Below are 24,601 nucleotides of genomic sequence, written 5' to 3'. Positions count from 1 at the left end.
GGCGGAGGTTTCCGCCCGGCTTTTTTATGGGCTGCCCGCCGACCACGAAAGGACTTGGCTCCGCGATTGAAGACCTTGGTGTAGGAGCGACTTCAGTCGCGATGAAGATAGCACCGCGGTAAATCGCGACTGAAGTCGCTCCTACCAAATCTCCGATTTATAGCAGCCATTCCACCGGCAGCCAGGAGACGAAGCGCACCCACCCCCGGCGCCAGACACTGGTGGCCGGTTCCCGCTCATGGCGAACGGTGCCACCCTGGTCCGGCTCCAGCCAGTACAGGTCGCCGTCGTCATCCCGTTTCACCGCGTAGGCGTTGGCCGGAATCACGGTTTCGAAGGCGGCGTCGATGCGGCTGGCCAGGGCTTCGCTGTGAATCAGGAAACCCAGCTCGGTGTTCAGGTTCGCCGAGCGCGGGTCGAAATTGAACGAGCCCACGAACACCCGCTCGCCGTCCACGGCGAAGGTCTTGGCGTGCAGGCTGGAGCCGGAACTGCCGAACGGCCCGGCGCTTTCGTTGCGCTTCGACGGCGACAGCCGGCGCAGCTCGTAGAGTTCCACGCCGGCTTTCAGCAGCGCCTTGCGTCGTTTCTGGTAACCGGCGTGCACCGCCGCCACGTCGGTGGCGGCCAGGGAGTTGGTCAGTACTTTCACAGTGACGCCCTGGCGGCGCAGGGCGCGGAAGGCGTCGGTGCCGTCGGCGGTGGGCACGAAATAGGGCGAGACCAGCAGCAGCGAATCCCGAGGCGCGCCCAGGGCCGCTTCCATCTGATGGATCAGCAGGCCTTCCGGCTCGGCTTCGTCGAGCCCCTTGGCCGGGTCGTCGCTGACCATTTCCACCGGCACCCATTCCAGTTCCAGGGAACGCTCCATCAGCCGGGTGACGAATTGCGAGGCGGCGATCACGCGCTGGTAGTCCGCCGCCGCCGGCGACGCCTTGAGTGCCTCCGCCCGGGCCACGAAACCGGCCAGTGCGTCCTCTGGCGGGGACGACAGAATCCGCGCCACCGGATAGGCGGAGCGGCTGCCCCAGTAGCGGTCGAAATCCCGGGACGCCGAATCCACCACCTCGCCCACCAGCAGCACATCCAGATCGTTGAACAACATGCCGTCGGAGGCGCCGAAGTATTCGTCACCCACATTGCGACCGCCGGCGATCAGCGCCTGGTTGTCGGCGATGAACGCCTTGTTGTGCATGCGCCGGTTCAACCGGGAAAAGTCGTACGCATAGCCCAGCCATTTGGGCCGGCGCACCACGAAAGGGTTGAACAGGCGGACTTCGATATTGGGGTGCGTGGCCAGCGCCGCCAGGTCGTCGTCCAACCCGGCGGTGCCGTTGTCGTCCAGCAACAGGCGCACCCGCACGCCCCGCTCGGCGGCCTGATACAGGGCGCGCAACAGCAGCATGCCGGTGACGTCGTCGTGCCAGATGTAGTACTGCACATCCAGGGTTTTCTCCGCCGCCATGGACAGCAGCACCCGGGAGGCGAAGGCATCGTGGGCGTCCGGCAGGGGCGACACGCCGGTGAGGCCGGGATGGCGCAGCGCCTCCGGGCGCAACGCCCGCCCCAGCGCCGTGGCGCGGCTTTCCTCCGGCGACAGGGCCCGGGACGCGGAGCGCCCGTCCAGGGACGGCAGCGCGCACCCGGACACCAGGGCCGCCAGCAGCAATACGATCAAGGCGGGGGTTTTAATGATTCTCTCCTTGTCAGGGCACCGCCGGGCAAGTGTACCCCACCGCGCTCAGGGACCGCCCGCCAGCATCGGCGCCCAGACCGGCAGGCCGACGCCCAGCGCCACGCCGGCGAGTATGCCGACGGCCAGGAACACCAGGAACCACAGCCGCTCGCGCCGGTTCATGGCCTGCACGCCCTGCAGCGTGCCGGGCCGCACCTGCAGATAGAACAGCCCCAGCGCCACCGCCAGCGGCCCGACCAGCACCGCCAGATAGCCGTACTCCACGGCGGCCGCGCCGGTGGCCAGGGCGCGGGCCTTGCCACCCAGGTAAAACACCGTCCACAGCACGCCGCCGGTGAGCAGCAATCCGCCGGCCAGACGCACGCCACCGGGCGTCGCGGCGCTGGGCGGCGAAGACGGACTGCCCGCCTGCCGGTGGCGCCACAGGGCGCGGCCGGAGCGCGCCATGCCGATCAGCCCCAGCACCAGGAACACCAGCCCCATGGCCAGCATGCCCAGCACCACGCCCTGATCGCCGAACTGCTGGTACAACCAGCCGCTTCGCTCCTCCGCCCGGGCCGATTCGCCCCAGCGGGCCACCGCCATGAACAACGCCACGCCACCGATCACCGACAATGCCAGCCAACGCCCCAAGGACGCCAAGGTTCTCTCCACGGTTATTCATCCCGCTAACACGTCAAAAGGGTGGACCAACCTACCCAAGCGCCGCCGCCTCGGCAACGAAACCGGCGCCTAACCGTGAAACGGCCCGAGCACGCTGTTTTGATGCAGATCAAAAAGCGACCAACGGGGAGCGATTAGGGTGTTATGACTCTTATTCCAAAATAAGGAGTCCGGCTATGACAGGAAGACCGCGATGAAAGTGGAGACCTTCTCCGATGTCCTGGACTGGACCCGGGCCGTGCACCGCAACCTGGCCGACTGCGCCGCTCACTGCGGCGCCGGCAGCCGCCAGGAGAAAGTGCGCATGCTGCTCGACTATGTCCAGGAGCACGAAACCCGCCTCAACCGTATCCTGGAAAGCAGCCAGAAGGACGCCGACCCGGCGGCGCTGCACAGTTGGGCTTACGAATTCTTCGAGAAGGCGCCGGTGCGGCCCCACGAGGCCTGCGCCGCCGACTTCAAGAACAAGAGTACGGACGAGATCATCAGCGCCGTGCTGGCCCAGCACAACAAGATCATCGAGTTCTACCGTTACATGGCCAGCCGCGCGGAAGTGCCCAGCACCCAGGCGCTGATGACCAACCTGCTGGAACTGGAACAGAACGAAGCCAGGCGCATGGCCCGGGACGCCGGCGAGCTGGACGACCTCTGAGTACCGCGCGCCACCTCCGAGACCCATCCATGCCCGATACCACCCCCGCCGCGCCGGAGCTGCTGTCTCCGGCCGGCACCCTCAAGCATTTGCGTTACGCCTTCGCCTACGGAGCCGATGCCGTCTACGCCGGCCAGCCCCGTTACTCCCTGCGGGTGCGCAACAACAGCTTCAAGAACGAAGCCGCCCTGGCGGAGGGCATCGCCGAAGCCCGCGCCCGAGGCAAACAATTCTATCTGGCCTCCAACGTCAGCCCGCACAACGACAAGGTGCGCAGCTACCTGCGCGATCTGGAACCCATCATCGAGCTGGGTCCGGATGCGCTGATCATGTCCGACCCGGGCCTGATCATGATGGTGCGCGAACGCTGGCCGGAGCAGCCCATCCATCTTTCCGTGCAGGCCAACGCGGTCAATTACGCCACCGTGGAATTCTGGCGCCGCCACGGCATCCAGCGGGTGATCCTGTCCCGGGAGCTGGCCCTGGACGAAATCCGGGAAATCCGTGAAAAAGTGCCGGCCATGGAGCTGGAAGTGTTCGTCCACGGCGCCCTGTGCATGGCCTATTCCGGCCGCTGTTTGCTGTCCGGCTACATGAACCACCGCGACGCCAACCAGGGCGCCTGCACCAACGCCTGCCGCTGGGACTACAAGCCGGTGGCCGCCCGCGCCGACGACAGCGGCGACCTGATCCCGGTGCGCGAGCCCCCCTCGCTGCTGGTGGCGGAGCCCAACGACCCGGGCCGCGCCATCGCCCTGCACGAGGACGAGCACGGCACCTACATCATGAACTCCCGGGACCTGCGCGCGGTGCAGCACGTTCAGGCCCTGGCCGACATGGGCGTGCACTCGCTGAAGATCGAGGGCCGCACCAAGTCGGTCTACTACGCCGTCCGCACCGCCCAGGTCTACCGGCGCGCATTGAATGACGCCGCCGCCGGGCGGCCCTTCGACATGGCGCTCATGGACGACCTGGAAGCCCTCTCCCACCGGGGCTACACCGAGGGCTTCTTCCGCCGCCATCCGCCCCAGGCCTACCAGCATTACGAAGCCGGCACCGCCCATCTGGGCAGCCAGCAATTGGCGGCGGAGGTGATCGAGGCCGACGACCACTGGCTGACCCTGGCGGTGAAAAACCGCTTTGAGCGCGGCGACCAGGTGCTGTTGATCACGCCGGAGGGTAACCGTCGCTTCCAACTGGACGGGCTGGAGAATCAACAGGGCGACGCCATTCAGGTAGCGCCCGGAGACGGCCATGTGGTGCGTATTCCTCGTCCCGACGGCCTGGGTGACGAGGCACTCGGCTTCGCCATGCTGGCCCGCTGCCTGGACAGGCGCGCGCCGGACTCCGGCGCCACTTTGACGCAGATCAATAAACAACCAGTGGCCCACTCCTAATCTGCTGGGATGTTTGCCCGGCGTCCGGGGCCGGCCCGGGCACCCACCTCGCCCCACGCTGGCCGTGGGGCGGCACGGATCTGAGGGGCCTATGCGGATTGTGGTGCGGCGTGGACTGACCGTTCCCCTCAAGGGCGCGCCAGCGTCCCGGGTCGATCGGGACATCGTCCCCTCCAGGATCGGCCTGCTCGGCGACGACCTGGGCCACCGGCGCGTCGAACCGCTGGTGGAACCGGGCCAGCCGGTGCTGGCCGGCACGCCGGTTCTGCGCGACCGGGCCGACCCCGACCTGCTATTCTGCGCCCCGCTGTCCGGTCGGGTGGAGCGCATCGAGACCGGCCGGCGGCGCCGGCTGGCCGCCCTTGTCATCGCCGCCAACGGCGAGGATCAGCGGCGCGCCTTCGATGTCTCCCGCGCCGGCGACGCCTGGGGCCTGCGCGCCCTGCTGCTCGAAGCCGGCCAATGGCCGGCGCTTCGCGCCCGCCCCTTCGAACGCATCGCCGCGCCGCGAACTTCCCCGGCGGCGGTGTTCGTCACCGCCATCGACACCGCGCCCCACGCCCCGGACCCGCGCCCCCTCATCCAGGAACGGGGCGACCATTTCGCGCGTGGCCTGGCGGCGGTAAGGCTGCTCACCGACGGCCCCGTATTCCTCTGCCAGGCCCCCGGGCCACCCCTGTCCACCGGGGACGCTCAACTCCGGGTGGTGGATTGCGCGGGCCCGCACCCGGCCGGTCTGGTCGGCACCCACATCGCCAGGCTGTGGCTGCCCCGCCGTGGCGAGGTGGTCTGGCACATCGATTATCAGGACCTGATCGCCATCGGCCATCTGCTCGCCACCGGTCGCATCGACCCGTTCCGGATCGTCGCGCTGTCCGGCCCGGGCAGCCGCGATCCACGCTTGGTGCGCGTGCCCCAGGGCGCCGATCTGCACGCCCTGGTCGGGCCCGATGCGGCCTCCGGCGCCAAGGTGATCCTGTCCGGCCCGGTGCTGGCCGGTCGCGAGAGTGCCTTCCTGGGCCGCTATCACCGCCAGGTCACCGTACTCGACCGGCCACCGCCGCGCCGTACCCACTGGCTGCTCGACGCTCTACGCCAGGCGCGGCGACCGGCGCCGTTCATTCCCACCCAAAGCCTGGAGCGGACCCTGGGCAGCACCGCCCCGGTGGTGCCACTTCTGCGCGCGTTGTCCATCGGCGACGTGGAAGCCGCCACGCGCCTCGGTTGCCTGCATCTCGCCGAGGAAGATCTGGCCCTGGCCACCTACGTCACCGGCGGCCAAACGGATTTCGGACGACGGCTGCGCGCCGTTCTCGACCACCTGGAGAGAGAAGCATGAGAGGCGGCGTCTGGCATCGCGACACCCTGGCCTGGCTGATCGTCGCCGCCACCCTGCCGGCGGCGGCCGGGGCCATCGCCGGCTTCAGCGTCGCCGCCCTGGAGGCCATGGTCTGGACACTGCTGGCGGCGTTGGGTTGGCAACTGGTGTTTCTGTGGACCCGCGCCCAACCGGTGTCGCCCATCGCCGTGGCCACGGCGTTCGCCGTGGGCGTGCTGGCCGCCGGCGACTTCCAGCCCTGGCAAATGCTGCTGGCGGCCAGCTTCGGCATCGTGCTCGGCGAGCAGATTTTCGGTGGCTGGGGACGCAACGTCATCAATCCGGCCGTGGCCACCCTGGCTTTTCTGTACTTCGCCTTCCCGGCCACCCCGGTGCCCACCGGGGGGGCGCCGCTGGCCCTGGCGGTGGTGCCCGGCGCGCTGATGCTGTTGGTCACCGGCGTGCTCTCCTGGCAACTGCTGCTCGCCACCCTGCTCGGCGTGGTGGCCACGTCCCTGGCCATGGACCAGGCCGCCGGCGCGGTCCTGAGCCAGGGCAGCGCCCTGTTTGGCCTGGTGTTCCTGGCCGGCGACCCGGTGGCGTCCTCGGCGACCCGGCCGGGGCGCTGGTTCCAGGGGGCCCTCGCCGGCGTGCTGCTGGTGCTGTTCGGCTGGCACGACGGCGTTTTTGACGGCCCCCGGGCGGTGGTTCTGGCGACCCTGGTCGCGTCCCTGTTCGCGCCACTGATCGACGCCGCCGTGATCGCCGCCACGATCCGCTCCTGGAGACCGCCCGATGCCTGACCTGAACCCGCTGAGCCTGTGGCGCAAGCTGCTGGCGCTGCCCAATGAGAGCCGCGCCAAGACCCTGGCGGTGGCCTTCCTGGTGTCCGCCGTGTGCACCGTGATCGTGTCCGCCACGGCGGTGATCCTGGACCCGGTGCAACAAGCCAACCGGCGCGCCGAGCAGGCGGCGCGCATGGACGCCATGCTGGCCGCCATGCCGGACATGGCGGCCCTGATCGAGCGCACCGGCGGCGACGAGCTGGAAACCCTGATCATCGACCTGCGCACCGGCGAGCCGGCGCGGGACGTCGCCCCCGACACCCTGGACGTGGAGCACGCCTTCAGCGACCCGGTCTCCACCACGCCGCTCGACCCGGAGCGCGACCTGGCCGGTCTCGGCGAGCGCCCCGACCTCGTACCGATCCATGTGCTGCGCGAGGACGGCCGGCTGAGGCTGGTGATCCTGCCGGTGGTCACCCAGGGCTACCAGTCCACCATCCGCGCCAACCTGGCCCTGGAAGGCGACCTCCAAACGGTGGCCGCGTTCTCCATCGTCGAGCAGGGGGAAACTCCGGGGCTGGGCGCGCGCATCGACGACCCGGCCTGGCAGGCGCGCTGGCGGGGCAAGCGCGTGGCCGGCCCGGATGGCCAGCTCCGCTTGAGCGTGGTGCGCGGCGGTGGCACCGACGAGTTCCAGGTGGAAGGCATCACCGGCGCCACCCGCACCGGCAACGCCATCAATAACGGCATTCAATTCTGGCTCGGCCCGGACGGCTTCGGCCCGGTGCTGGAACGGCTGGCGAAGGACGGGCGCTGAACGATGAAATGGTTGCGCGTGCTGTCCCACCCGATCCTCGACAACAACCCGGTGACCCTGCAGATCCTCGGCATCTGTTCGGCGCTGGCGGTCACCACCTCGCTGACCACCGCCGCCACCATGGCGGTGGCTCTCACCCTGGTGCTGATGGCCAGCAGCGTGATCATCTCGACCATCCGCCGCCACATTCCCTCGTCCATCCGGCTGATCGTGCAGATCACCCTGATCGCCTCCCTGGTGGTGGTGGCGGACGAAATCATCCAGGCCTACGCCTTCCCGATCAGTCAGCGGCTGTCCATCTTCGTGGGGCTGATCGTCACCAACTGTCTGGTGCTGGGGCGCGCCGAGGCCTTCGCCATGCACAATCCGCCGGGGCCGGCGGCCCTGGACGCCCTGGGTAACGGCCTGGGCTACTCGCTGATTCTGCTGATCGTCGCCTTCCTGCGGGAGCTGTTCGGCGCCGGTACCCTGTTCGGCTGGCCGGTGCTGCCGGTCGCCACCGACGGCAGCGGGTTCACGCCGCTCAAGTTCATGCTGCTGGCACCCAGCGCCTTCTTCATTCTCGGCCTGCTGATCTGGGCGCTGCGCTCCGTGCGCCAAGGGCAGATCGAGCCGCCGGACTTCAAGATCGCGCCGGACACCGAGGAGAGACGACCATGATCGATCTGTTCCTGCGCTCGGTGTTCGCCGACAATCTGGCGCTCAGTTTCTTTCTCGGCATCTGCACTTTCCTGGCTGTTTCCAAACGCCTGAGCACCGCCGCCGGCCTGGGCATCGCCCTGATCGTGGTGCAAACCATCACCGTGCCCCTGAACTTCCTGATCTTCGAGTATCTGCTGCGGGCCGATACCTGGGCCGCCCTGGGCCTGGCGGGCATGGACCTCACCTTCCTCAAGCTGATCGCCTTTATCGCCGTGATCGCCGCCATGGTGCAGATTCTGGAACTGGTGCTGGACCGCTACCTGCCGGCGCTGTACCGCACCCTGGGCATCTATTTGCCACTGATCACCGTGAACTGCGCCATTCTCGGCGGCTCCCTGTTCATGGTGGAGAACAAGTACACCTTCAGCGAAAGCCTGGTGTTCGGCTTCGGCAGCGGCGTGGGCTGGGCACTGGCCATCGTGGCACTTGCCGCCCTGCGCGAACGGCTCAATTACGCCGATATCCCCGCCGGGCTGCGCGGGCTGGGCATGGCGTTCATCGTCACCGGCCTGCTGTCCATGGGCTTCACCGCGTTCGCGGAGATCGGGCCATGACGCAGACGCTGCTTGCCACCGGCCTGATCGTCGCCCTGATCCTGGCGCTGTCGCTGCTGGTGATGACGGCCCGTTCCGCCCTGTCGCCGGCCAAACCGGTGACGCTCACCGTCAATGGTGATCGCGAGGTCACGGCCACCACCGGGGAGCGCCTGCTCGGCGCCCTCAATAACGCCGGCATCGCGGTGCCCTCGGCCTGCGCCGGCGCCGGCACCTGCGGCCAATGCCGTCTGAAGGTCACGGCGGGCGGCGGCGCCGCGCTGCCCACGGAGCAGGCCCTGCTCAGCGCGGCGCAGCTGCGTGACGGCCAGCGGCTGGCCTGCCAGGTGGTGATCCGGGGGCCATTGTCGGTGACGGTGCCGGACGACATTCTGGCGGCGGAGCAGTGGACCTGCGAAGTGGAGCGGGCCACCCAACTGGCGCCGCTGATCCGGGAACTGGTGCTGCGCGTGCCGGACGACGCGGAATTCCGCTTCCGGGCCGGTGCCTATGTGCAGATCGAGGCACCGGCCTACGCGCTCAATCTGGCCGACCTGCCGGTGGAGGCACGCTTCGAGCCGGCCTGGGAGCGGCTCGGCGTGAAAACGCTCAGCGCGCACAACCCGGCGCCCACCCACCGGGCCTACTCCATCGCCAGCCGACCGCGGGACCAGGGCCGCATCGTGCTGGACATTCGCCTGGCGCTACCGCCGGTCGGCGCCGGCCCGGTGCCGCCGGGCATCGTTTCGTCCTACCTGTTCAGCCTGAAGGCCGGAGACCCGGTGGCGGTCTCCGGGCCGTTCGGCGATTTTTTCGTGCGCGATACCGACAAGGAAAAGATCTTTATCGGCGGCGGCGTGGGCATGGCGCCGCTGCGGGCCATGATCCATGATCAGCTCGCCCGGGGCGGCACCCACCGCATGAGTTTCTGGTACGGCGCGCGCGGCCTGGCCGATCTTTTCTATCGGCAGGAGTTCGATGACCTGGCGGAACAGCACGGGAATTTTTCCTGGGCGGCGGCCCTTTCCGAGCCGGCCCCGGAGGACCACTGGACCGGCCGCACCGGCTTTATCCACGAGGTGGTGTACGAGGACTACCTCAAGCACCACCCCGCGCCCCAGGACTGCGAATACTACCTGTGCGGCCCGCCGCTGATGATGGAGGCGGTGCTGGCCATGCTTGATGAGCAGGGCGTGGAGCCCACCGCCATCCTCAACGACGAATTCAGCGCCTGACGCGGCCGGCGCTCATTGCGCCACGTAGCCGCCATCCACCGGAATGTTGGCGCCGGTGACGAAGGACGCCCGGGGCGAACACAGCCACACGATCAGCTCCGCCACCTCCTCCGGCGTACCGATGCGGCCGATGGGGTGCAGCGGCTCCATCATGTCCCGGGAGGATTGCGCGCCGCCGCTGGCCTGGTCCGCCAGGGAATCCAGCATGCGGGTATCGATGCCGCCGGGGCACACGGAATTGACGCGAATGCCCTGCTTGCCGAACTCCAGGGCGGCGTTCTTGGTCAGGCCGTTCACCGCGTGCTTGGACGCCACATAGGGCGCCAGCCCGGTGAAGCCGATCAGTCCGGCGATGGAGGCGAGATTGACGATGGCGCCGCCGCCGTTCTGGAGCATCTGCCGGATCTCGGCGCGCAGGCACAGAAAGGTGCCCTTGGCGTTGACCCTCATGACCGCCTCGTAGTCGTCCTCGGACTGGTCGGTGAACGGCACCACCGCGCCCTCGATGCCGGCGTTATTGCAGGCGCAATCCAGGCGGCCGAAGCTGTCCACGGCGGTGCGGATCAGGGCGTCCACCGCCGCCGCGTCGGTAACGTCGGCACGGGTGAATAGCGCCTCGCCGCCCTGCTTCTTGATCAGCGCGACGGTTTCCTCGCCGCCGGCCACGTTCAGATCCGCCACCACCACCCGGGCGCCTTCTTCCGCGAATTTGAGCGCCGTGGCGCGGCCAATGCCCGCGCCGGCGCCGGTTACCAAAGCCACTTTATCGGTCAGCATCGCCATTGCTCATCTCCTGTGTTCCCGGCCACGTTCATGGCACGGTGAAGTTGAAGTCATGACACTGGGCGCAAAAGTTCTCCGATGGGCCATGCACCCGGTGGCACAGGTCGCATTCGGCGAACGTGGCGCCGTGGGGCGTGGAATGGGGATTGGTCGGCGACACCTTCTCGGTGAGGGCCCCCAGGTCCTCCAGCGGACCGTGGCAGCCCAGGCACTGTTCGGTGGCCACCGCCGTGGGCGGCTCCGCCGCTCCGTGGCAGGCCTGGCAGGGCACGTCGTTCAGGGCATGGTGCTGGTCGAGCTGCGCCGCCGCTCCGGCGGCGAACCCGACCAGCGCCACCAGCAAGACCAGCCTCAAGCCCAGGCGATCCTGCGCCTGTCTCATGCCCAACGCTCCTGCGCGGCGGCATTACGCCCCGCGATGCGACCAAAGGTGAGACAGTCCGCGTAGGCGCAGGAGCCCAACCGGGACGCGCCGTGCACGCCGCCGCTGGCCTCCCCGGCCACATACAGGCCAGGAATCGGCTGGTTGGACAGCACGTCCAGGGCCTGGGCCCGGCTGTTGATCGCGCAGCCCCCCATGGTGTGGTGGATCTTCGGCGAGAGTCGCATGACGTAGTAGGGCGGCGTGTCAATCTTGTCCACGTTGGCGGCCATGTAGCGACCGAATTCCGAATCCTTGCCGGCGTCGACGCTGTCGTTGAACGCCTTCACCGTGGCCTTCAGCTCGCTCACCGGAATATCGTGGGCCCGCGCCATCTCTTCCAGGGAGCCGTATTCCATCAGGGCGCCGCTCCGTTTCATCCGCCCCAGGCGCTGCTGCGAGGTATCCATGGTGCCTTTGCCATAGCCCTTGGCGTCGGCGAAGGCGATGGTCTTGTTGCCGGCGGCGAGAATGGCGTCGGCGCGGGTCTTACGGTCCGCCAGCTCGTTGACGAAGCGCTTGCCAGTGCGGGTGTCCACCCACAGACCGTAGGAGGCGGTGACGCCCTGCACGAAATGGGGCGCCATGCCGAAGCCCCGTTCATCGGGGCTGGTCCAGGGGCCAAGCTGAATCCAGGAGGGCTGCACCAGAATGCAGCCGGCGTGCAGCGCGGCGCGCAGCGCCTCGGCGGTGGCACCGGGCTGGTTGGTGGTGTCCAGGTCGCCGCCCAGACGCGGGTCCTGGAGGGCACGGAACACCGGATCGGCGCCGAAGCCGCCGGAGGCCATGACCACGGCCCGCCGCGCCTTGATGGCCACCGGCGTGCCGCTTTCCAGGTCCGGATGGCGGAAACCGCGATGGACGATCACGCCTTTTACCCGCCCATCGTCGTCGCGCAACAGGCGCTTCAACAGCATGCCGGTACGCGGCTCCACGCCCAGCTCCTTGAGCCGGGCCAGCTGCGGCTCGATGATGCCGGCGCCGCTGCCGGACGCGACGCTGTAGGAGCGCGGCACCGCGTGGCCGCCCATGTGCGACAACCCGGAATACTCCACGCCCAGTTCGTCGATGGTCCACTGCACGGTCTCCACCGATTGGTCGGCGACGATCCGCGCCAGTTCCGGCTGGTTCAAATAGAGACCGGCCTTGAGCATGTCCTCATAAAGGCTGTCCGGCGAATCCTTGATGCCCTGCTTGGCCTGCAACGGCGAACCGGCGGCGGCGATCACGCCACCACTGATGATGGAATTGCCCCCGGGGGTGCGCATTTTCTCCAGCAGGGCCACGGACGCGCCGGCCTTCGCCGCCTCGTGGGCGGCGGCCAGCCCGGCGAAGCCGGAACCCACCACCACCACGTCCACCTCTTCGTCCCACTTAGCCGGCATCTTGTCCGGCATGGCCTCGGCGCGGGCCTGGCGGCTCAGGCCGGCGGCCCCCAGGGCCAACCCGCCGAGCATCGAAGCGCCGCCGGCTTTCAGCAGCTGGCGGCGGGTCAGGGCCTGAAAACGATGCGTTTGCTTATTGCTCACGACAAACCTCCTGTTAGCCGTCGGCCCGGCGCGAACGTTCCCAGCGAGGTGACGCGAGACCGAAGGAATTGATCACAAAGCACTCAGATTCGCAGAGGTTCCCCGTATCTCCTTGACCCAGGTCAAGAAACCTACCGCCCCGGAGATACCCCGGGGACGGGATCGGCGACGATTCCCGGGACGGAACCATCGAGAGCCCCATGAAACCGCTTATCAAAAAAGGTCTGCTGCCCGCCGTCATCGTCGCCGCCCTGGCCCTGACCGCTTGGTACGGCTGGCGCCAGTATCAGGCCGAGAACGACGACGGCGCCTTCGCCAGCGGCAACGGCCGCATCGAGGCCACCGAGATCGACATCGCCACCAAACTGGCCGGCCGGGTGGAGGACATCCACGTGGAGGAAGGCGACTTCGTGAAAGCCGGCCAGGTGCTCGCCACCATGCGCATCGAAACCCTGGAGGCGCAGTCCCGGGAAGCCGCCGCCCAGCGCCGCCAGGCGATCAACGCGGTGGCCAGCGCCGAGGCGCAGGTGGCCATGCGGCGCAGCGACAAGGCCGCCATGGAAGCCCAGGTACGGCGAGCGGAGGCGGAGCTGGACGCGGCACGGAGCCGGCTGGCCCGTTCCGAAAGCCTGAACCGGACCGGCGCGATCTCGGCGCAGGTCCTGGACGACGACCGCGCCCGCACGCGCAGCGCCGAGGCGGCGGTGGCCGCCGCCCGGGCCCAGGTGGCCTCGGCGGATTCCGCCATCGTCGCCGCCCGCGCCCAGCTGATCAGCGCCCGTTCCCAGGTGGAGGCCATGGACGCCACCCTTGAGCGGATCCAGGCGGAAATCGAGGACAGCCAGCTCAAGGCGCCCCGGGACGGCCGCGTGCAGTTCCGCGTGGCCCAGCCCGGCGAGGTGCTGGGCGCCGGCGGCCGGGTGCTGAACCTGATCGACCTGTCCGACGTGTACATGACCTTCTTCCTGCCCACCCAGGCCGCCGGCCGCATCGCGCTGGGCGCGGAGGCGCGCATCGTGCTGGACGCGGCGCCGGACTACGTAATCCCGGCGCGCATCTCGTTCGTGGCCAGCGAGGCGCAGTTCACCCCCAAGACCGTGGAAACCGCCAGCGAACGGCAGAAGCTGATGTTCAGGGTCAAGGCACGGATCGATCGCGAGCTGCTGCGCGAACACCTGGAATACGTCAAGACCGGCCTGCCCGGTGAAGCCTGGGTGCGCCTCGACCCCGACCGGGCATGGCCCGCCCGCCTGACCCCGCGGGCGCCCTGATGACGGCGCCGGACGCCACGCCCGAGGAGGTCTGCCGGCTGCGGGCGGTGCGCCTGCGCCATGGCAAGACCGAGGCCCTGGCGGGCATCACCCTGTCCATTCCCGCCGGCCGCATCGTCGGGCTGATCGGCCCGGACGGCGTGGGCAAGTCCAGCCTGCTGGCGTTGATGGCCGGGGCCCAGGCGGTCCAGGACGGCAGCGTGCGGGTATTGGGGGGCGACATGGCCAGCCGCGCCCACCGCAACCGCGTCAGCCCGCGCATCGCCTACATGCCCCAGGGCCTGGGCAAGAACCTCTACCCGACTCTGTCGGTGGAAGAAAACCTTCAGTTCTTCGCCCGCCTGTTCGGCCACGGTGCCGCCGAGCGCCGCCGGCGCATCGACGAGATCACCGCCGCCACCGGCCTGCACGATTTTCTCGACCGCCCCGCCGGCAAGTTGTCCGGCGGCATGAAGCAAAAGCTCGGCCTGTGCTGCGCGCTGATCCACGATCCGGACCTGCTGATTCTGGATGAACCCACCACCGGGGTGGACCCGCTGGCGCGCGCCCGGTTCTGGGACCTGATCGCGCGCCTGCGCGCCCAGCGGCCGGCGATGAGCGTGATCGTGGCCACCGCCTACATGGACGAGGCGCAACGGTTCGACTGGCTGGTGGCCCTGGACGCCGGCCGGGTGCTGGCCACCGGCACGCCCGCCGAACTGCTGGCGACCACCGGCACCACTTCCCTGGAAACCGCTTTCATCGAACTGCTGCCCGAGGACAAAAAGCGCGGCCATTCGGCGGTGACGATTCCGCCGCTGCGCGGCGACGGCGACGACATCGCCATCCAGGCCGAGGGGCTGACCATGCGCTTCGGCGATTTCGTGGCGGTGGACCATGTCAGCTTCCGCATCCGCCGGGGCGAGATCTTCGGCTTCCTGGGCTCCAACGGCTGCGGCAAGACCACCACCATGAAAATGCTCACCGGCCTGCTGGAAGCCAGCGAAGGCCGCGCCTGGCTGTTCGGCCACGAAATCGATCCCCGCGACATCGCGGTGCGCCGCCGGGTGGGCTATATGTCGCAGACCTTCTCGCTGTACGGCGAGCTGACGGTGCGCCAGAACCTGGCCCTGCACGCGCGCCTGTTCCAGGTGCCGGTGGACCAGATCGATGCCCGGGTCGCCGACATGGAAGCGCGCTTCGATCTGGCCGACGTGGCCGACAGCTTGCCGGGCAACCTGCCCCTGGGCCACCGCCAGCGCCTGTCCCTGGCGGTGGCCATGGTGCACAAGCCGGAGCTGCTGATTCTCGACGAGCCCACCTCCGGCGTGGACCCGGTGGCCCGGGACGCCTTCTGGCGCTTGCTGGTGGAACTGTCGCGGCGGGACCGGGTGACGATCTTTTTGTCCTCGCATTTCATGAACGAAGCGGAACGCTGCGACCGCATTTCCCTGATGCACGCCGGCAAGGTGCTGGACAGCGACCGGCCCGACGCCCTGGTGGCGAAACGCAACGCCGCCACCCTGGAACAGGCCTTCATCGAGTGTCTGATCGAGGCGGGCGCCGGCGAGGGCGAGAGCGACACCCTGCCCGATGGCCCGACCCGCGCCGGCCCCCGTGCCCGGCCCCGCCCATTCAGCCCGCGCCGGCTGTTCACCTATCTGTGGCGGGAAGCCCTGGAGCTGCAGCGCGACCCGGTGCGCGCCACCCTGGCGCTGGTTGGCTCCGCGCTGCTGATGCTGGTGATGGGCTTCGGCATCACCATGGATGTGGAGGACCTGCGCTACGCGGTGCTGGACCGGGACCAGACCACGGTGAGCGAAAGCTACACCCTGGGGCTGGCCGGATCGCGCTATTTCACCGAACGGCCACCGCTCCAGAGCTACGCCGAACTGGACCGCCGCATGCGCAGCGGCGAGCTGAGCCTGGCGCTGGAGATCCCGCCCGGCTTCGGCCGCGACCTGATGCGCGGCCAGCCGGTGCGCATCGGCGCCTGGATCGACGGCGCCATGCCGCAACGGGCCGAGGTGGTCCAGGGCTATGTGCAGGGCATCCACCAGCACTGGCTCGCCGAACAGGCGGCGGCGAGCAGCGGCCGGCCCGCCGCCCCGCTGGCCGGCATCGAGACCCGCTTTCGCTACAACCCGGACGTGGAAAGCCTGCCGGCCATGGTGCCCGCGGTGATTCCCCTGCTGCTGCTGATGCTGCCGGCCATGCTCGCGGCCCTGGCGGTGGTGCGCGAGAAGGAAAGCGGCTCGATCATCAACCTCTACATCACGCCGACCCGGCGCGCCGAGTTCATTCTCGGCAAGCAGCTGCCCTACGTGGCACTGGCGATGCTCAACTTCCTGATGATGACGCTGATGGCGGTGACGCTGTTCGGCGTGCCGGTGAAAGGCAGCTTCCTCACCCTGATACTGGCCGCGCTGATCTTCAGCGTCTGCGCCACGGGCATGGGCCTGCTGGCCTCCAGCGTCACCCGCAGCCAGATCGCCGCCATGTTCTTCGCCATGATCGGCACCATGATGCCCGCCGTTCTGTTTTCCGGGCTCACCGACCCGGTGTCTTCCCTGCAGGGCGGCGCGCGCTGGTTCGGCGAGCTCTATCCGGCCACCCACATGATCACCATCAGCCGCGGCGTCTTTAACAAGGCCCTCGGCTTCCAGGATCTGCGGGCCTCACTGCTGCCGCTGCTGATCGCCGCGCCGGTGATCGTCGGCGCCGCCATCCTGCTGCTGCGCAAACAGGAGCGCTGAGCCATGGGCCGCTTCCTCGCCAACAGCTATCGCCTGGGTACCAAGGAGCTGTGGAGCCTGTGGCGCGACCCGGCCATGCTGCTGCTGATCGTTTATGTGTTCACCCTAGGCGTCTACAGCGCCGCCACGGCCATGCCGGAAACCCTCAGCAACGCGCCCATCGCCATCGTCGACGAGGACCGGTCACCGCTTTCACAGCGCATAACCTCGGCCTTTTACCCGCCCCACTTCAGCACGCCGCGCCGCATCGACTGGGCCGGCATGGACCCGGGCATGGACCAGGGCCTGTACACCTTCGCCATGGTGATCCCCGGGAATTTCCAGCGGGACCTGCTGGCCGGCCGCTCGCCGATGATCCAGCTCAACGTGGACGCCACCAGCATGAACCAGGCCTTTGTCGGCAGCGGCCACGTGCAAAACATCGTGATGGGCGAAATCACCGAATTCGCCCAGCGCTACCGCCACACCACCGAACCGCCGGTGGACCTGGCCCTGCGCGCCCGCTTCAATCCATCCCTGGACCCGGCCTGGTTCGGCGCCCTGGTGGAAGTGATCGACTACATCGCCATGCTGTCCATCATTCTCACCGGCGCCGCGCTGATCCGCGAACGGGAGCGGGGCACCGTGGAGCACCTTCTGGTGATGCCGGTGACCCCGGCCGAGATCATGCTCGCCAAGATCTGGTCCATGGGGCTGGTGGTGCTGCTGGCCGCCTGGGTGTCCATCACCGTGGTGGTGCGCGGCGTGCTGGACGTGCCGGTGGCCGGCTCCCTGCCGCTGTTCTTCGCCGGCGCGGCGCTGTGCCTGTTCGCCACCGCCTCCATGGGCATTTTCATGGCCACCCTGGCCCGCAACATGCCGCAGTTCGCCATGCTGCTGATCCTGATCATCATGCCCCTGCAGATGCTCTCCGGCGGCAACACGCCCCGCGAGAGCATGCCCGGCCCGGTGCAGGACATCATGCTGGCGGCGCCCACCACCCACTTCATACAGCTCAGCCAGGCGATCCTGTTCCGGGGCGCCGGCCTGGACGTGGTGTGGCCGCAATGCCTGGCGTTGCTGGCCATTGGCGGCGTGCTGTTCGCGCTCTCCCTGCGCCGCTTTCGCAACACCATCGTCAAAATGGCCTGAGGCCGCACGCCAAAAGGGTATGATGGCTCACGGTGACCGCGACCTCACCGCCCGAACAACAATCATCAAGAACAAAGGGGAGAGCCATGACTTTACTGAAACGGCTGTTGCCGGCGCTGACGCTGGCGGCCTTGGCGGGATGCCAGCACGCACCACCCGCCGAACCGGCGGACGCCATCTGGCTGAACGGACCGATCATCACCATCGACGACGCGCACCCTCGGGCGGAAGCCGTGGCGGTGCGCGACGGGCGCATCGTCGCCGTGGGCAAACGCAAGGCGGTGTTGCGCTACCAGGGCGAGACCACCGTCATGCACGACCTGCAAGGCCGCGCCCTGCTGCCCGGCTTCGTGGACGCCCACGGCCATGTGTTCTTCGTCGGCTTCCAGGCGATGAGCGCCAACCTGCTGCCGCCACCGGACGGCGGCGTCACCGACGTGGCGTCCATGGTCGACACACTGAAAACGTTTTCCAGGGACTCGGTGCTGCGCGAGCAGTTCGGCCTGATCTACGGCTTCGGCTATGACGATTCGCAACTGACCGAACAACGCCATCCCACCCGGGAAGAGCTGGACCGGGTGAGCACCGATCAGCCGGTGCTGGTGATTCATCAGTCCGCCCACTTCGGCGTGGTCAACAGCGCCGGCCTCAAGCAGCTGGGCATCACCGCCGACAGCGACAACCCCAAAGGCGGGATGATCGGCAAGGACCCGGCCACCGGCGAACCCAACGGGCTGCTGGAAGAGAACGCCTTCTTCATGGCCCTGGGCAAGCTGTTCCCGAAAATGAATCCGCAGCAGGCCATCGCCATGCTGCGGGAGGGCGAGAAGCTCTACACCCGCTATGGCTACACCACGCTGCAGGACGGCCGCAGCGCGCCGATGCACGTAAAGATCGCCGAAGCGGCGGCCAATGCCGGCGCCCTGCGCGCGGACATCGTCTCCTACCCGGACATTCTTAATCCGGGCGTGGCGGAGCTGATGGTGCCGCCGTTCTATCACAACGTGGAGAGCACGCCGCAATACCACAACCACTTCCGCATCGGCGGCATCAAGCTGACCCTGGACGGCTCGCCCCAGGGCAAGACCGCCTGGCTCACCGAACCCTATTACCAGCCGCCGGAGGGCAAGGGCGCCGACTACGCCGGCTACGGCGTGGTGGACGACGACAAGGTGGTGGAGGTCTACACGCAAGCCCTGGAAAACCGCTGGCAAACGCTGACCCACGCCAACGGCGACCGGGCCATCGACCAGATGATCATGGGCTGGCGGGAAGCCGAGGCCCGGGTGCCCGGTGTGGATGTGCGCCCGGTGCTGATCCACGGCCAGACCCTGCGCAAGGACCAGATCCCGGCGCTACAAGAGCTGGGCATCTTTCCGTCCCTGTTCCCCATGCACACCTTCTATTGGGGCGACTGGCACCGGGATTCCGTGCTCGGCCCGCAGCGGGCGGAAAACATCTCCCCCACCGGCTGGCTGCGCGAGCGGGGCATGCGCTTCACCACCCACCACGACGCCCCGGTGGCGCTGCCGGATTCCATGCGCGTGCTCGACGCCACCGTGAACCGCACCACCCGCAGCGGCCGGGTGCTGGGCGAGAACCAGAAAGTGGACGTGATGACGGCGCTGAAGGCGATGACCCTGTGGTCCGCCTGGCAGCACTTCGAGGAAGACAGCAAGGGCTCCATCGAAGTGGGCAAGCTGGCGGACTTCGTGGTGCTCTCGGACAACCCGCTCACCGTGGAACCGGCCACCCTGGTCGACCTGCGCGTGGAAGAGACCATCAAGGAAGGCGCAAGCATCTACCACCGCGACACCGGCGATACCGCCGGCGTACCGCCCGCCCTGGGCCTGGCACCGGCGCTGGCCGCTCATGCTCATGCACATGATCATGCTCATGAACATGACCACTACGGCGGTGACGGCTGCTTCGCGCCGGGCCTGGAGGTGATCTTCCACCGCCTCACCGGCGCCGGGCATCCGGCCGAGGCCGGCGGCGACTCAGTCCAGCGGCCAGCTCATCAGTAAACGGCCGCCCACGCCGTGCAGGGTGGCGCCGTCCGCCGAGAAGCTCAGGTCCGCCAGGGCGCTGGCGGGGGGCGCCAGTGTCTTGGCCACGGCACCGGCACGGGGCCGCCACAGGGTGAGCGCGCCGCCGTCGTCGTACAGGGCCAGGTAGCGGCCATCCGGCGAGGCCGCCGCCAGCCGCACGCCGGTGGCGCCGGGCAGAACGATGGAAGCGAGCACGGAGCCCTTGTCGGTGTCCAGCACATGGACGCCGGCCCGGGCATCCGGGCCTTCCACGGCGAAGGCCGTGGCCAGCCAGCGGCCCGTCTCCGACACCGTGCCCGCGCCCGTCACCAGGGCGGTGCGCGGGTCCAGGCCGTCCGGATAGGTCACCGCCGGCGCCCCGGCCACACGCGGCGGTACCGGGAAGGCGCGACGGGTCGCGCCGTCCTTCCAACTCAGCGCCGCCACGCCGTGATCGTCCTCCACCCACAGGCTGTCGCCGCCGCCCAGCACCCGTAAGCGCCCGGACATTGCCGCCGCGCGCGGCACCGCCCGCCGGGGCGAGAGCGCCCCGTCCTGCCAGGCGCGTATTCCGTCCACGCCCCGCTCCACGAGTTGCGACCGGTCGCCGGTGGCGACCCAGGCACCGCCCTGCAGGGCGCGGCGGCGGTCTTCCGGCAACGGCAGGTGCGTCACTTCGCCATCGTGATAACGAAACAGGGCGGGCAGCGATTCGCCGAACGGGCGGCCGGAAAAATACACGCCGGAGGCCGTGGCCGTGAGCCGGTCGGCGCCCTCCGCCGCCCGCCACAGCACCTGGACCTGCTCCGCCTCCGGGTCCAGGCTCCATAGCTCGGCGATCATACGGTCCTCGCCCTCCACCCGCGCCTGGCGGTCCACGCCCAGCAAAAAGGCGCCGTCGCTCCCCGGCGCCATGGCTTTCAGTTGCAGGGCATCGTCGCTGCGCAGGTCCCGGACCCTCGGTTTCACCGGCGCGCCCGCGCCGTCGGGCGACCGCCAGCGGGGCGCCGGCAGGGTCTCCGGCACCGGCACGGAAGGCATCCAAAGGGATACGTCATCGGACAGGCGCAGCGCTTGCTCCGGCCACTGGCCCGCCAGCGCCTCCAGGGTGGTGGTCAGCCAACGCGCCGGCACCAGACACTGGGGTTTGGACTGAGGCGCCGCGCCCCAGTTACCCGCCACCGGTTCCGGCAGCGGAATGGACTGGCAGCGTTGCAGCACGATGGCGGACGCTGGCCGCCCGAGGATCGGGCTCAGGTCCAGCAGCCGGGCGGAGTCCGTCACCGGCACCTTGTCCTCCCGCCTTTCGTGGACGAAGCGCGCGCCCGCCAACCGGGTTGAAAAGCCGGGCAGGTCACGCATCCTTTCCGAGTCGGACGCCACATTGGCCAGCAAGCGCCGCTGGCGGGCGGCGCTTTCCGGTTCCGTCAGGGCGCCCTGGCTCACCGCCCGCCGCAGCGCCGGGGCCAGCCCCTGGTCCACCCAGGCACGGCGCGCCTGCGGGTTGGCGGCCAGCCACCAGCGGCGCCAGGGGTCGGGCCAGTCCGCCACCGTTTGCGGCGCCGTATCCAGCGTCCATCCAAGCCTGGCCCAGGCGGGCTCGATCACTTCAAGCACCGTCTCGTAGTCGGCGTCCACCAGCACCACCGCCCGTTCGGATGCAAAGCGACGGCCTTCGCCAAACACCACCACCGGCACCCGCAGCGCGGCGGGGGTGCGCGGCAAGAATGCCTCTCGCTCCGTGGACGCCCGCCAATCCGCGCGGCTTTGTTCGGGAAAGTCGCCGGCGTCCGCCGGGGCCATGAACAAGGACATAGCGACTCCCGCGAGCGCTCCGACCAGGCTCCGCGCTTTCCACGCCACCCGGCTCATGGTTGAGGCCTGGCCATCAGTTCAACGTCGAACGGCGCCGGATCGGTCCTTCGCATCCAGACACCCCGGAAGCCGTCCGCCTCCGGTTCCAGAATGAACATTTCCCGCCCCGCCGGCGTGTCGCCCTCCCACTTGAGAATCAGCGCTTCGTTTTTCCGACTGGTCAGACGCAGGGGAATCGGCGTGCCCACGTTCCGGTAGGCGTAGGAACCACCGCTTTCGCCATTCAGCACCAGCACGATCCGGTGCCGGTCAATGCGCCCGAAATACACGCCCTTCTCGCCGTAGGTGCGTGGGCACGATGTCCGGGCACCGGCCAGGGCGCAGGCCCCGAAGTCGCTGAGCCAGGGCCGTAGCGTTTCGGCATCGCCGCCGGCTTGCAGCGTGCCCAGCTCATCCAACGCCCGAAACGCGCGACCGAAACCGCACTGCCAGCGCACATGCAGGCCCGCGTCATCGACGAAAAAATCCCAGGACGTTCGCGACTCCTTCAGAACGTCGAGACAGTTTTCGTAGTGCTCGCGCTGTACCTGTCGGTCCTCGTCGTCCAGCTCCGAAGGCGCCGACAGCACCGCGCGGATTTCGTCCCGCCACTGTCGTTGTACCCGCGCTTGGAAATCGCTCAGGCCGCCCTTGCTAAAGAAATCGGCCAGATCCAGGGGCCGGCCGGTACTGGCATCAAAAGTAAAGTGGCTTTGGTACTGAGTGTCGTAGGCGCCGAGGAAATCGCCGTCGATGGCCAGCGACAGATACGCCGGGGTGTTGCCGGTGACCTGATAATCCAGGCGGCGGATGCCCCAGCCGTGCGGGTCCGGGCCAACGCGCTCGAACGGCGCGATTTCCGTGCAGAACGGATAACGCTCCAGCACCTGAACCTGCAGCCAGGTATTGATGGCCTCCGCTTCCACACCGCCGGTTACCAGTGGAAAGCGGTACGCTTCCACCTGTTCCGCATCGTCCAGGGGCAGGGGCGTGACCGACAAAGGCGCGGCCAGCGAGATCGGAGACAGCAGCACCAGGGACAAAACGGAGCGAGCAGAAGATCGGGTATCGGCCATGATGGTAGAAGGGGCTCCGCCCCACCGGTCGGTTCGTTATCCAGAACCTACCCGGCGGGCGGGAGCGGCGCAATGCGGTGGCCCACGGAGCGTGAGCCGGGCCGCATTACCACCGCCAACCGATTACGGGTCCGCGCCGGGCCGTTACTCCAGCGCGCACTCGAACGAGGCCGCTTCCATCGGGTCGCCGCCGTCGATATAGCGCGGCCAGGCCGGATAGTCGCACAGCGGCCGGGTGCGGCCCGGTGCGCCCACGGTGTCCGTGGTCACCTGATTCTCCGGCGCGGTGCCGTCTTCCACCCAGTCCTCCAGCGCGGTCAGCGAATCCCAGGTGGCGTTGAAGCTTAGGCTGGCCGCGTGGCCGAAGCCCGCCACTTCATAGAAGCGCACGAACGAATCCACTTTTTCCGCGCCCATCTGATTCAGCAGCCGGCCGTAGTACATCTCGGTGGCACGGGTGCTCACCAGCACGTCGGACATACCGTGGGCCAGCAGCAGCTTGCCGCCGCGCGCCTCGAACGCGGAAATATTGGTGCCCGCGTTCAGGCCCACGCTCAGCTCGCTGATGCGCTGCGCGTACTGGGGCGCCGGATTGATCGGGTCCAGGTTGTAGGAGTTGAAGGAGGCGTCCCGGGCCACGGAGTACTTCACCCACTGATCCACCAGCACGCTCAGGTAGGGCGCGTACTGCGGCATGTTCGGAAACACCGGCGCGGTGTAACCGAAGTTCAGGAAGGTGATGGTGTTGCCCACCGGGGTGCTGGTGTCGATGCCCAGATCCGCGCCCCACACGTTGGAGCCCGGGTAGCCGGTCTCGCCGCTGGCCAGCGGGAAGTTGAAGGTCACGCCCTGGTCCATGGTTTTCAGGGCGTTGATCTGCGCGTCGGACAAACAGCTGTCGCCGTCGTCACCACCGCCGGGGCAGCGCAGCGGATTACCGTTCACCACGGCGGTGGACGGGTCGAAGATCGCATTACACTGGCGCTGGTCATTGATCAGCTCGTCCGCCAGCCCGTCCAGCTCGTCGCAGGCTTCCAGGGCCGCGTCCAGCAGCAACTGCCGCTTGGCGAAACTCGGGTAGGCGCCGGGCTGGGACAGGGCGCGGCTGTAATGCTGGCCGGCCAGCAGCGCTTCCGTGTCGTTCCAGGCCGGGTACCAGGCGATGGCCCCGTCCCAATCGTCCGGCCAGCGCTGGATGCTGGTCAGCGCCTCGCGGCCGCCGGTGGAACCGCCGGCGAAATAGCTGTGCGCCGGCGCGCTGCCGTAGCGCTTGTTGATGATGAACATGGAAGCATCGCGGGTTTTCTTCAGCGCATCGCCGGCGAAGTTGTCCACCGCCTCGTCATTCAACCCCCAGCGGCCGTCCTGGGACCCGAGCGCATTGGCCTGGTGCCCGGAGTCGCTGGCGAAGGTGGCGTAGCCGCGCGCCACCGGCAGCGGCTGGTCCACCGCACCCTGGGCGATATTGCCGGTGATATTGGGGATGGAACCGTTGAAACCGCCGCCGCCGAACATCAGCGCTTTCTTGTTCCAGTCGGCGGGCAACGCCACCTTGAACAAAATGTCCGGCGCCGCCGGGTCCACCGGCGCGATGCGCCCCTCCACCATACAGTGCTCCGGCAACGCCGCCGCGCCGCTGCCGCTGGCGGCCACCACCGTGGCCGCCGTCACTTCACCGCCGGAGGTCGCCAGCGCGAAGGCATCGGCGGGAATCGCCAGCCCCGGCAACTGCTCGCAGCTCAAGGATTGGGATTGGGGTTGTTCGACGTCATCGTGGTCGCTGTCGCCACCACAGCCCACCAGGGCCAAGGCGGACAGACCGCACAGGGTGATGCCCAGCCGTTGCAGGCCGTTTGTTGTTTTCATGATGCTCTCCCGGTGTTGTCGTTATTGGTCGGGTTGTCTGTCTTGGCACCGTGCCCGGCGCGGGCACGGTGTTCTGGCATCATAGGACGGCCGGCGACCATATTCAC

At 68.5% G+C, this 24,601-nt stretch carries 20 protein-coding genes; 12 read left to right on the top strand and 8 right to left on the bottom strand.

What is annotated here, in order from left to right:
* Nucleotides 1–157 precede the first annotated feature (157 nt).
* Together ACLD02_RS04170 and ACLD02_RS04165 are read right to left on the bottom strand one after the other, a co-directional pair.
* The gene (locus ACLD02_RS04170; RefSeq protein ID WP_410298017.1) at nt 158–1,678 is read right to left on the bottom strand and encodes a phospholipase D family protein; all 1,521 of its coding nucleotides are present in this window, start codon (nt 1,676–1,678) and stop codon (nt 158–160) included.
* 63 nt (nt 1,679–1,741) lie between these two features.
* Nucleotides 1,742–2,338, bottom strand: a complete 597-nt coding sequence (locus tag ACLD02_RS04165) for a hypothetical protein (RefSeq protein ID WP_410298016.1) — start codon at nt 2,336–2,338, stop codon at nt 1,742–1,744.
* Nucleotides 2,339–2,552: 214 nt separating this feature from the next.
* Here ACLD02_RS04165 and ACLD02_RS04160 point away from each other — a divergent pair, with 214 nt between their 5' ends.
* From ACLD02_RS04160 to nqrF, 8 genes are all read left to right on the top strand, one after another.
* Entirely contained in the window at nt 2,553–3,011 is a 459-nt protein-coding gene (locus ACLD02_RS04160; protein WP_410298015.1) for a hypothetical protein, read from the top strand.
* 29 nt (nt 3,012–3,040) lie between these two features.
* Complete coding sequence (gene yegQ, locus ACLD02_RS04155) at nt 3,041–4,408, top strand: tRNA 5-hydroxyuridine modification protein YegQ (RefSeq protein WP_410298014.1); 1,368 nt, start codon at nt 3,041–3,043, stop codon at nt 4,406–4,408.
* Between the two features lie 91 nt (nt 4,409–4,499).
* Nucleotides 4,500–5,747 (top strand): hypothetical protein, encoded by a 1,248-nt coding sequence (locus tag ACLD02_RS04150; protein ID WP_410298013.1) that lies wholly within the window; start codon nt 4,500–4,502, stop codon nt 5,745–5,747.
* A complete protein-coding gene (locus ACLD02_RS04145) occupies nt 5,744–6,529 on the top strand; it encodes an RnfABCDGE type electron transport complex subunit D (protein ID WP_410298012.1) in 786 nt (261 codons plus the stop codon). Before ACLD02_RS04150 ends, ACLD02_RS04145 begins: the two co-directional genes overlap by 4 nt.
* Nucleotides 6,522–7,328 (top strand): FMN-binding protein, encoded by an 807-nt coding sequence (locus tag ACLD02_RS04140; RefSeq protein WP_410298011.1) that lies wholly within the window; start codon nt 6,522–6,524, stop codon nt 7,326–7,328. The genes ACLD02_RS04145 and ACLD02_RS04140 overlap by 8 nt, the downstream gene beginning before the upstream one ends.
* Nucleotides 7,329–7,331: 3 nt before the next feature.
* On the top strand, nt 7,332–7,988 hold the full coding sequence (locus ACLD02_RS04135) for an NADH:ubiquinone reductase (Na(+)-transporting) subunit D (RefSeq protein ID WP_203103102.1): 657 nt from the start codon (nt 7,332–7,334) through the stop codon (nt 7,986–7,988).
* On the top strand, nt 7,985–8,584 hold the full coding sequence (gene nqrE / locus ACLD02_RS04130) for an NADH:ubiquinone reductase (Na(+)-transporting) subunit E (protein WP_203103104.1): 600 nt from the start codon (nt 7,985–7,987) through the stop codon (nt 8,582–8,584). Before ACLD02_RS04135 ends, nqrE begins: the two co-directional genes overlap by 4 nt.
* Nucleotides 8,581–9,798, top strand: coding sequence for an NADH:ubiquinone reductase (Na(+)-transporting) subunit F (gene nqrF / locus ACLD02_RS04125; RefSeq protein WP_410298010.1), 1,218 nt, complete (start codon nt 8,581–8,583; stop codon nt 9,796–9,798). Before nqrE ends, nqrF begins: the two co-directional genes overlap by 4 nt.
* A 12-nt stretch (nt 9,799–9,810) precedes the next feature.
* Here the strand turns inward: nqrF and ACLD02_RS04120 are convergent, their stop codons facing one another.
* From ACLD02_RS04120 to ACLD02_RS04110, 3 genes are read right to left on the bottom strand one after another with little or no spacing between them, the layout of a single operon-like run.
* Nucleotides 9,811–10,581 (bottom strand): SDR family oxidoreductase, encoded by a 771-nt coding sequence (locus tag ACLD02_RS04120; RefSeq protein WP_410298009.1) that lies wholly within the window; start codon nt 10,579–10,581, stop codon nt 9,811–9,813.
* A gap of 28 nt (nt 10,582–10,609) precedes the next feature.
* Nucleotides 10,610–10,963: a cytochrome c3 family protein gene (locus tag ACLD02_RS04115; protein WP_410298008.1), complete on the bottom strand. Its 354-nt coding sequence runs from the start codon at nt 10,961–10,963 to the stop codon at nt 10,610–10,612.
* Nucleotides 10,960–12,531 carry a flavocytochrome c gene (locus tag ACLD02_RS04110; protein WP_410298007.1) on the bottom strand — a complete coding sequence of 524 codons (1,572 nt, stop codon included), beginning with the start codon at nt 12,529–12,531 and terminating at the stop codon, nt 10,960–10,962. Before ACLD02_RS04110 ends, ACLD02_RS04115 begins: the two co-directional genes overlap by 4 nt.
* A gap of 200 nt (nt 12,532–12,731) precedes the next feature.
* Here ACLD02_RS04110 and ACLD02_RS04105 point away from each other — a divergent pair, with 200 nt between their 5' ends.
* The 4 genes from ACLD02_RS04105 to ACLD02_RS04090 all read left to right on the top strand — a co-directional run bounded on the left by ACLD02_RS04105 (nt 12,732) and on the right by ACLD02_RS04090 (nt 19,695).
* On the top strand, nt 12,732–13,802 hold the full coding sequence (locus tag ACLD02_RS04105) for an HlyD family secretion protein (RefSeq protein WP_410298006.1): 1,071 nt from the start codon (nt 12,732–12,734) through the stop codon (nt 13,800–13,802).
* Nucleotides 13,802–16,537 (top strand): ribosome-associated ATPase/putative transporter RbbA, encoded by a 2,736-nt coding sequence (gene rbbA, locus ACLD02_RS04100; RefSeq protein WP_410298005.1) that lies wholly within the window; start codon nt 13,802–13,804, stop codon nt 16,535–16,537. The genes ACLD02_RS04105 and rbbA overlap by 1 nt, the downstream gene beginning before the upstream one ends.
* A gap of 3 nt (nt 16,538–16,540) precedes the next feature.
* A complete protein-coding gene (locus ACLD02_RS04095; protein ID WP_410298004.1) occupies nt 16,541–17,668 on the top strand; it encodes an ABC transporter permease in 1,128 nt (375 codons plus the stop codon).
* A gap of 86 nt (nt 17,669–17,754) precedes the next feature.
* A complete protein-coding gene (locus ACLD02_RS04090) occupies nt 17,755–19,695 on the top strand; it encodes an amidohydrolase (protein WP_410298003.1) in 1,941 nt (646 codons plus the stop codon).
* Here the strand turns inward: ACLD02_RS04090 and ACLD02_RS04085 are convergent.
* From ACLD02_RS04085 to ACLD02_RS04075, 3 genes are all read right to left on the bottom strand, one after another.
* The gene (locus ACLD02_RS04085; protein ID WP_410298002.1) at nt 19,669–21,513 is read right to left on the bottom strand and encodes a hypothetical protein; all 1,845 of its coding nucleotides are present in this window, start codon (nt 21,511–21,513) and stop codon (nt 19,669–19,671) included. The genes ACLD02_RS04090 and ACLD02_RS04085 overlap by 27 nt on opposite strands.
* A 53-nt stretch (nt 21,514–21,566) precedes the next feature.
* Nucleotides 21,567–22,628: a hypothetical protein gene (locus ACLD02_RS04080; protein WP_410298001.1), complete on the bottom strand. Its 1,062-nt coding sequence runs from the start codon at nt 22,626–22,628 to the stop codon at nt 21,567–21,569.
* Between the two features lie 144 nt (nt 22,629–22,772).
* Nucleotides 22,773–24,494, bottom strand: a complete 1,722-nt coding sequence (locus ACLD02_RS04075; protein ID WP_410298000.1) for a tannase/feruloyl esterase family alpha/beta hydrolase — start codon at nt 24,492–24,494, stop codon at nt 22,773–22,775.
* Nucleotides 24,495–24,601 lie beyond the last annotated feature (107 nt).

The organism is Alloalcanivorax sp. C16-2 (assembly GCF_046507615.1).
GTDB lineage: Bacteria > Pseudomonadota > Gammaproteobacteria > Pseudomonadales > Alcanivoracaceae > Alloalcanivorax > Alloalcanivorax marinus_A.
This window is presented reverse-complemented; position numbering and strand designations above follow the sequence as displayed.

Excerpts from the sequence above, each read along its gene's own strand:
- ACLD02_RS04160 (WP_410298015.1), top strand. The coding sequence starts at position 2,553 with ATGAAAGTGGAGACCTTCTCCGATGTCCTGGACTGGACCCGGGCCGTG.
- yegQ (WP_410298014.1), top strand. The coding sequence starts at position 3,041 with ATGCCCGATACCACCCCCGCCGCGCCGGAGCTGCTGTCTCCGGCCGGC.
- ACLD02_RS04150 (WP_410298013.1), top strand. The coding sequence starts at position 4,500 with ATGCGGATTGTGGTGCGGCGTGGACTGACCGTTCCCCTCAAGGGCGCG.
- ACLD02_RS04145 (WP_410298012.1), top strand. The coding sequence starts at position 5,744 with ATGAGAGGCGGCGTCTGGCATCGCGACACCCTGGCCTGGCTGATCGTC.
- ACLD02_RS04140 (WP_410298011.1), top strand. The coding sequence starts at position 6,522 with ATGCCTGACCTGAACCCGCTGAGCCTGTGGCGCAAGCTGCTGGCGCTG.
- ACLD02_RS04135 (WP_203103102.1), top strand. The coding sequence starts at position 7,332 with ATGAAATGGTTGCGCGTGCTGTCCCACCCGATCCTCGACAACAACCCG.
- nqrE (WP_203103104.1), top strand. The coding sequence starts at position 7,985 with ATGATCGATCTGTTCCTGCGCTCGGTGTTCGCCGACAATCTGGCGCTC.
- nqrF (WP_410298010.1), top strand. The coding sequence starts at position 8,581 with ATGACGCAGACGCTGCTTGCCACCGGCCTGATCGTCGCCCTGATCCTG.
- ACLD02_RS04120 (WP_410298009.1), bottom strand. The coding sequence starts at position 10,581 with ATGGCGATGCTGACCGATAAAGTGGCTTTGGTAACCGGCGCCGGCGCG.
- ACLD02_RS04115 (WP_410298008.1), bottom strand. The coding sequence starts at position 10,963 with ATGAGACAGGCGCAGGATCGCCTGGGCTTGAGGCTGGTCTTGCTGGTG.
- ACLD02_RS04105 (WP_410298006.1), top strand. The coding sequence starts at position 12,732 with ATGAAACCGCTTATCAAAAAAGGTCTGCTGCCCGCCGTCATCGTCGCC.
- rbbA (WP_410298005.1), top strand. The coding sequence starts at position 13,802 with ATGACGGCGCCGGACGCCACGCCCGAGGAGGTCTGCCGGCTGCGGGCG.
- ACLD02_RS04095 (WP_410298004.1), top strand. The coding sequence starts at position 16,541 with ATGGGCCGCTTCCTCGCCAACAGCTATCGCCTGGGTACCAAGGAGCTG.
- ACLD02_RS04090 (WP_410298003.1), top strand. The coding sequence starts at position 17,755 with ATGACTTTACTGAAACGGCTGTTGCCGGCGCTGACGCTGGCGGCCTTG.
- ACLD02_RS04085 (WP_410298002.1), bottom strand. The coding sequence starts at position 21,513 with ATGTCCTTGTTCATGGCCCCGGCGGACGCCGGCGACTTTCCCGAACAA.
- ACLD02_RS04080 (WP_410298001.1), bottom strand. The coding sequence starts at position 22,628 with ATGGCCGATACCCGATCTTCTGCTCGCTCCGTTTTGTCCCTGGTGCTG.
- ACLD02_RS04075 (WP_410298000.1), bottom strand. The coding sequence starts at position 24,494 with ATGAAAACAACAAACGGCCTGCAACGGCTGGGCATCACCCTGTGCGGT.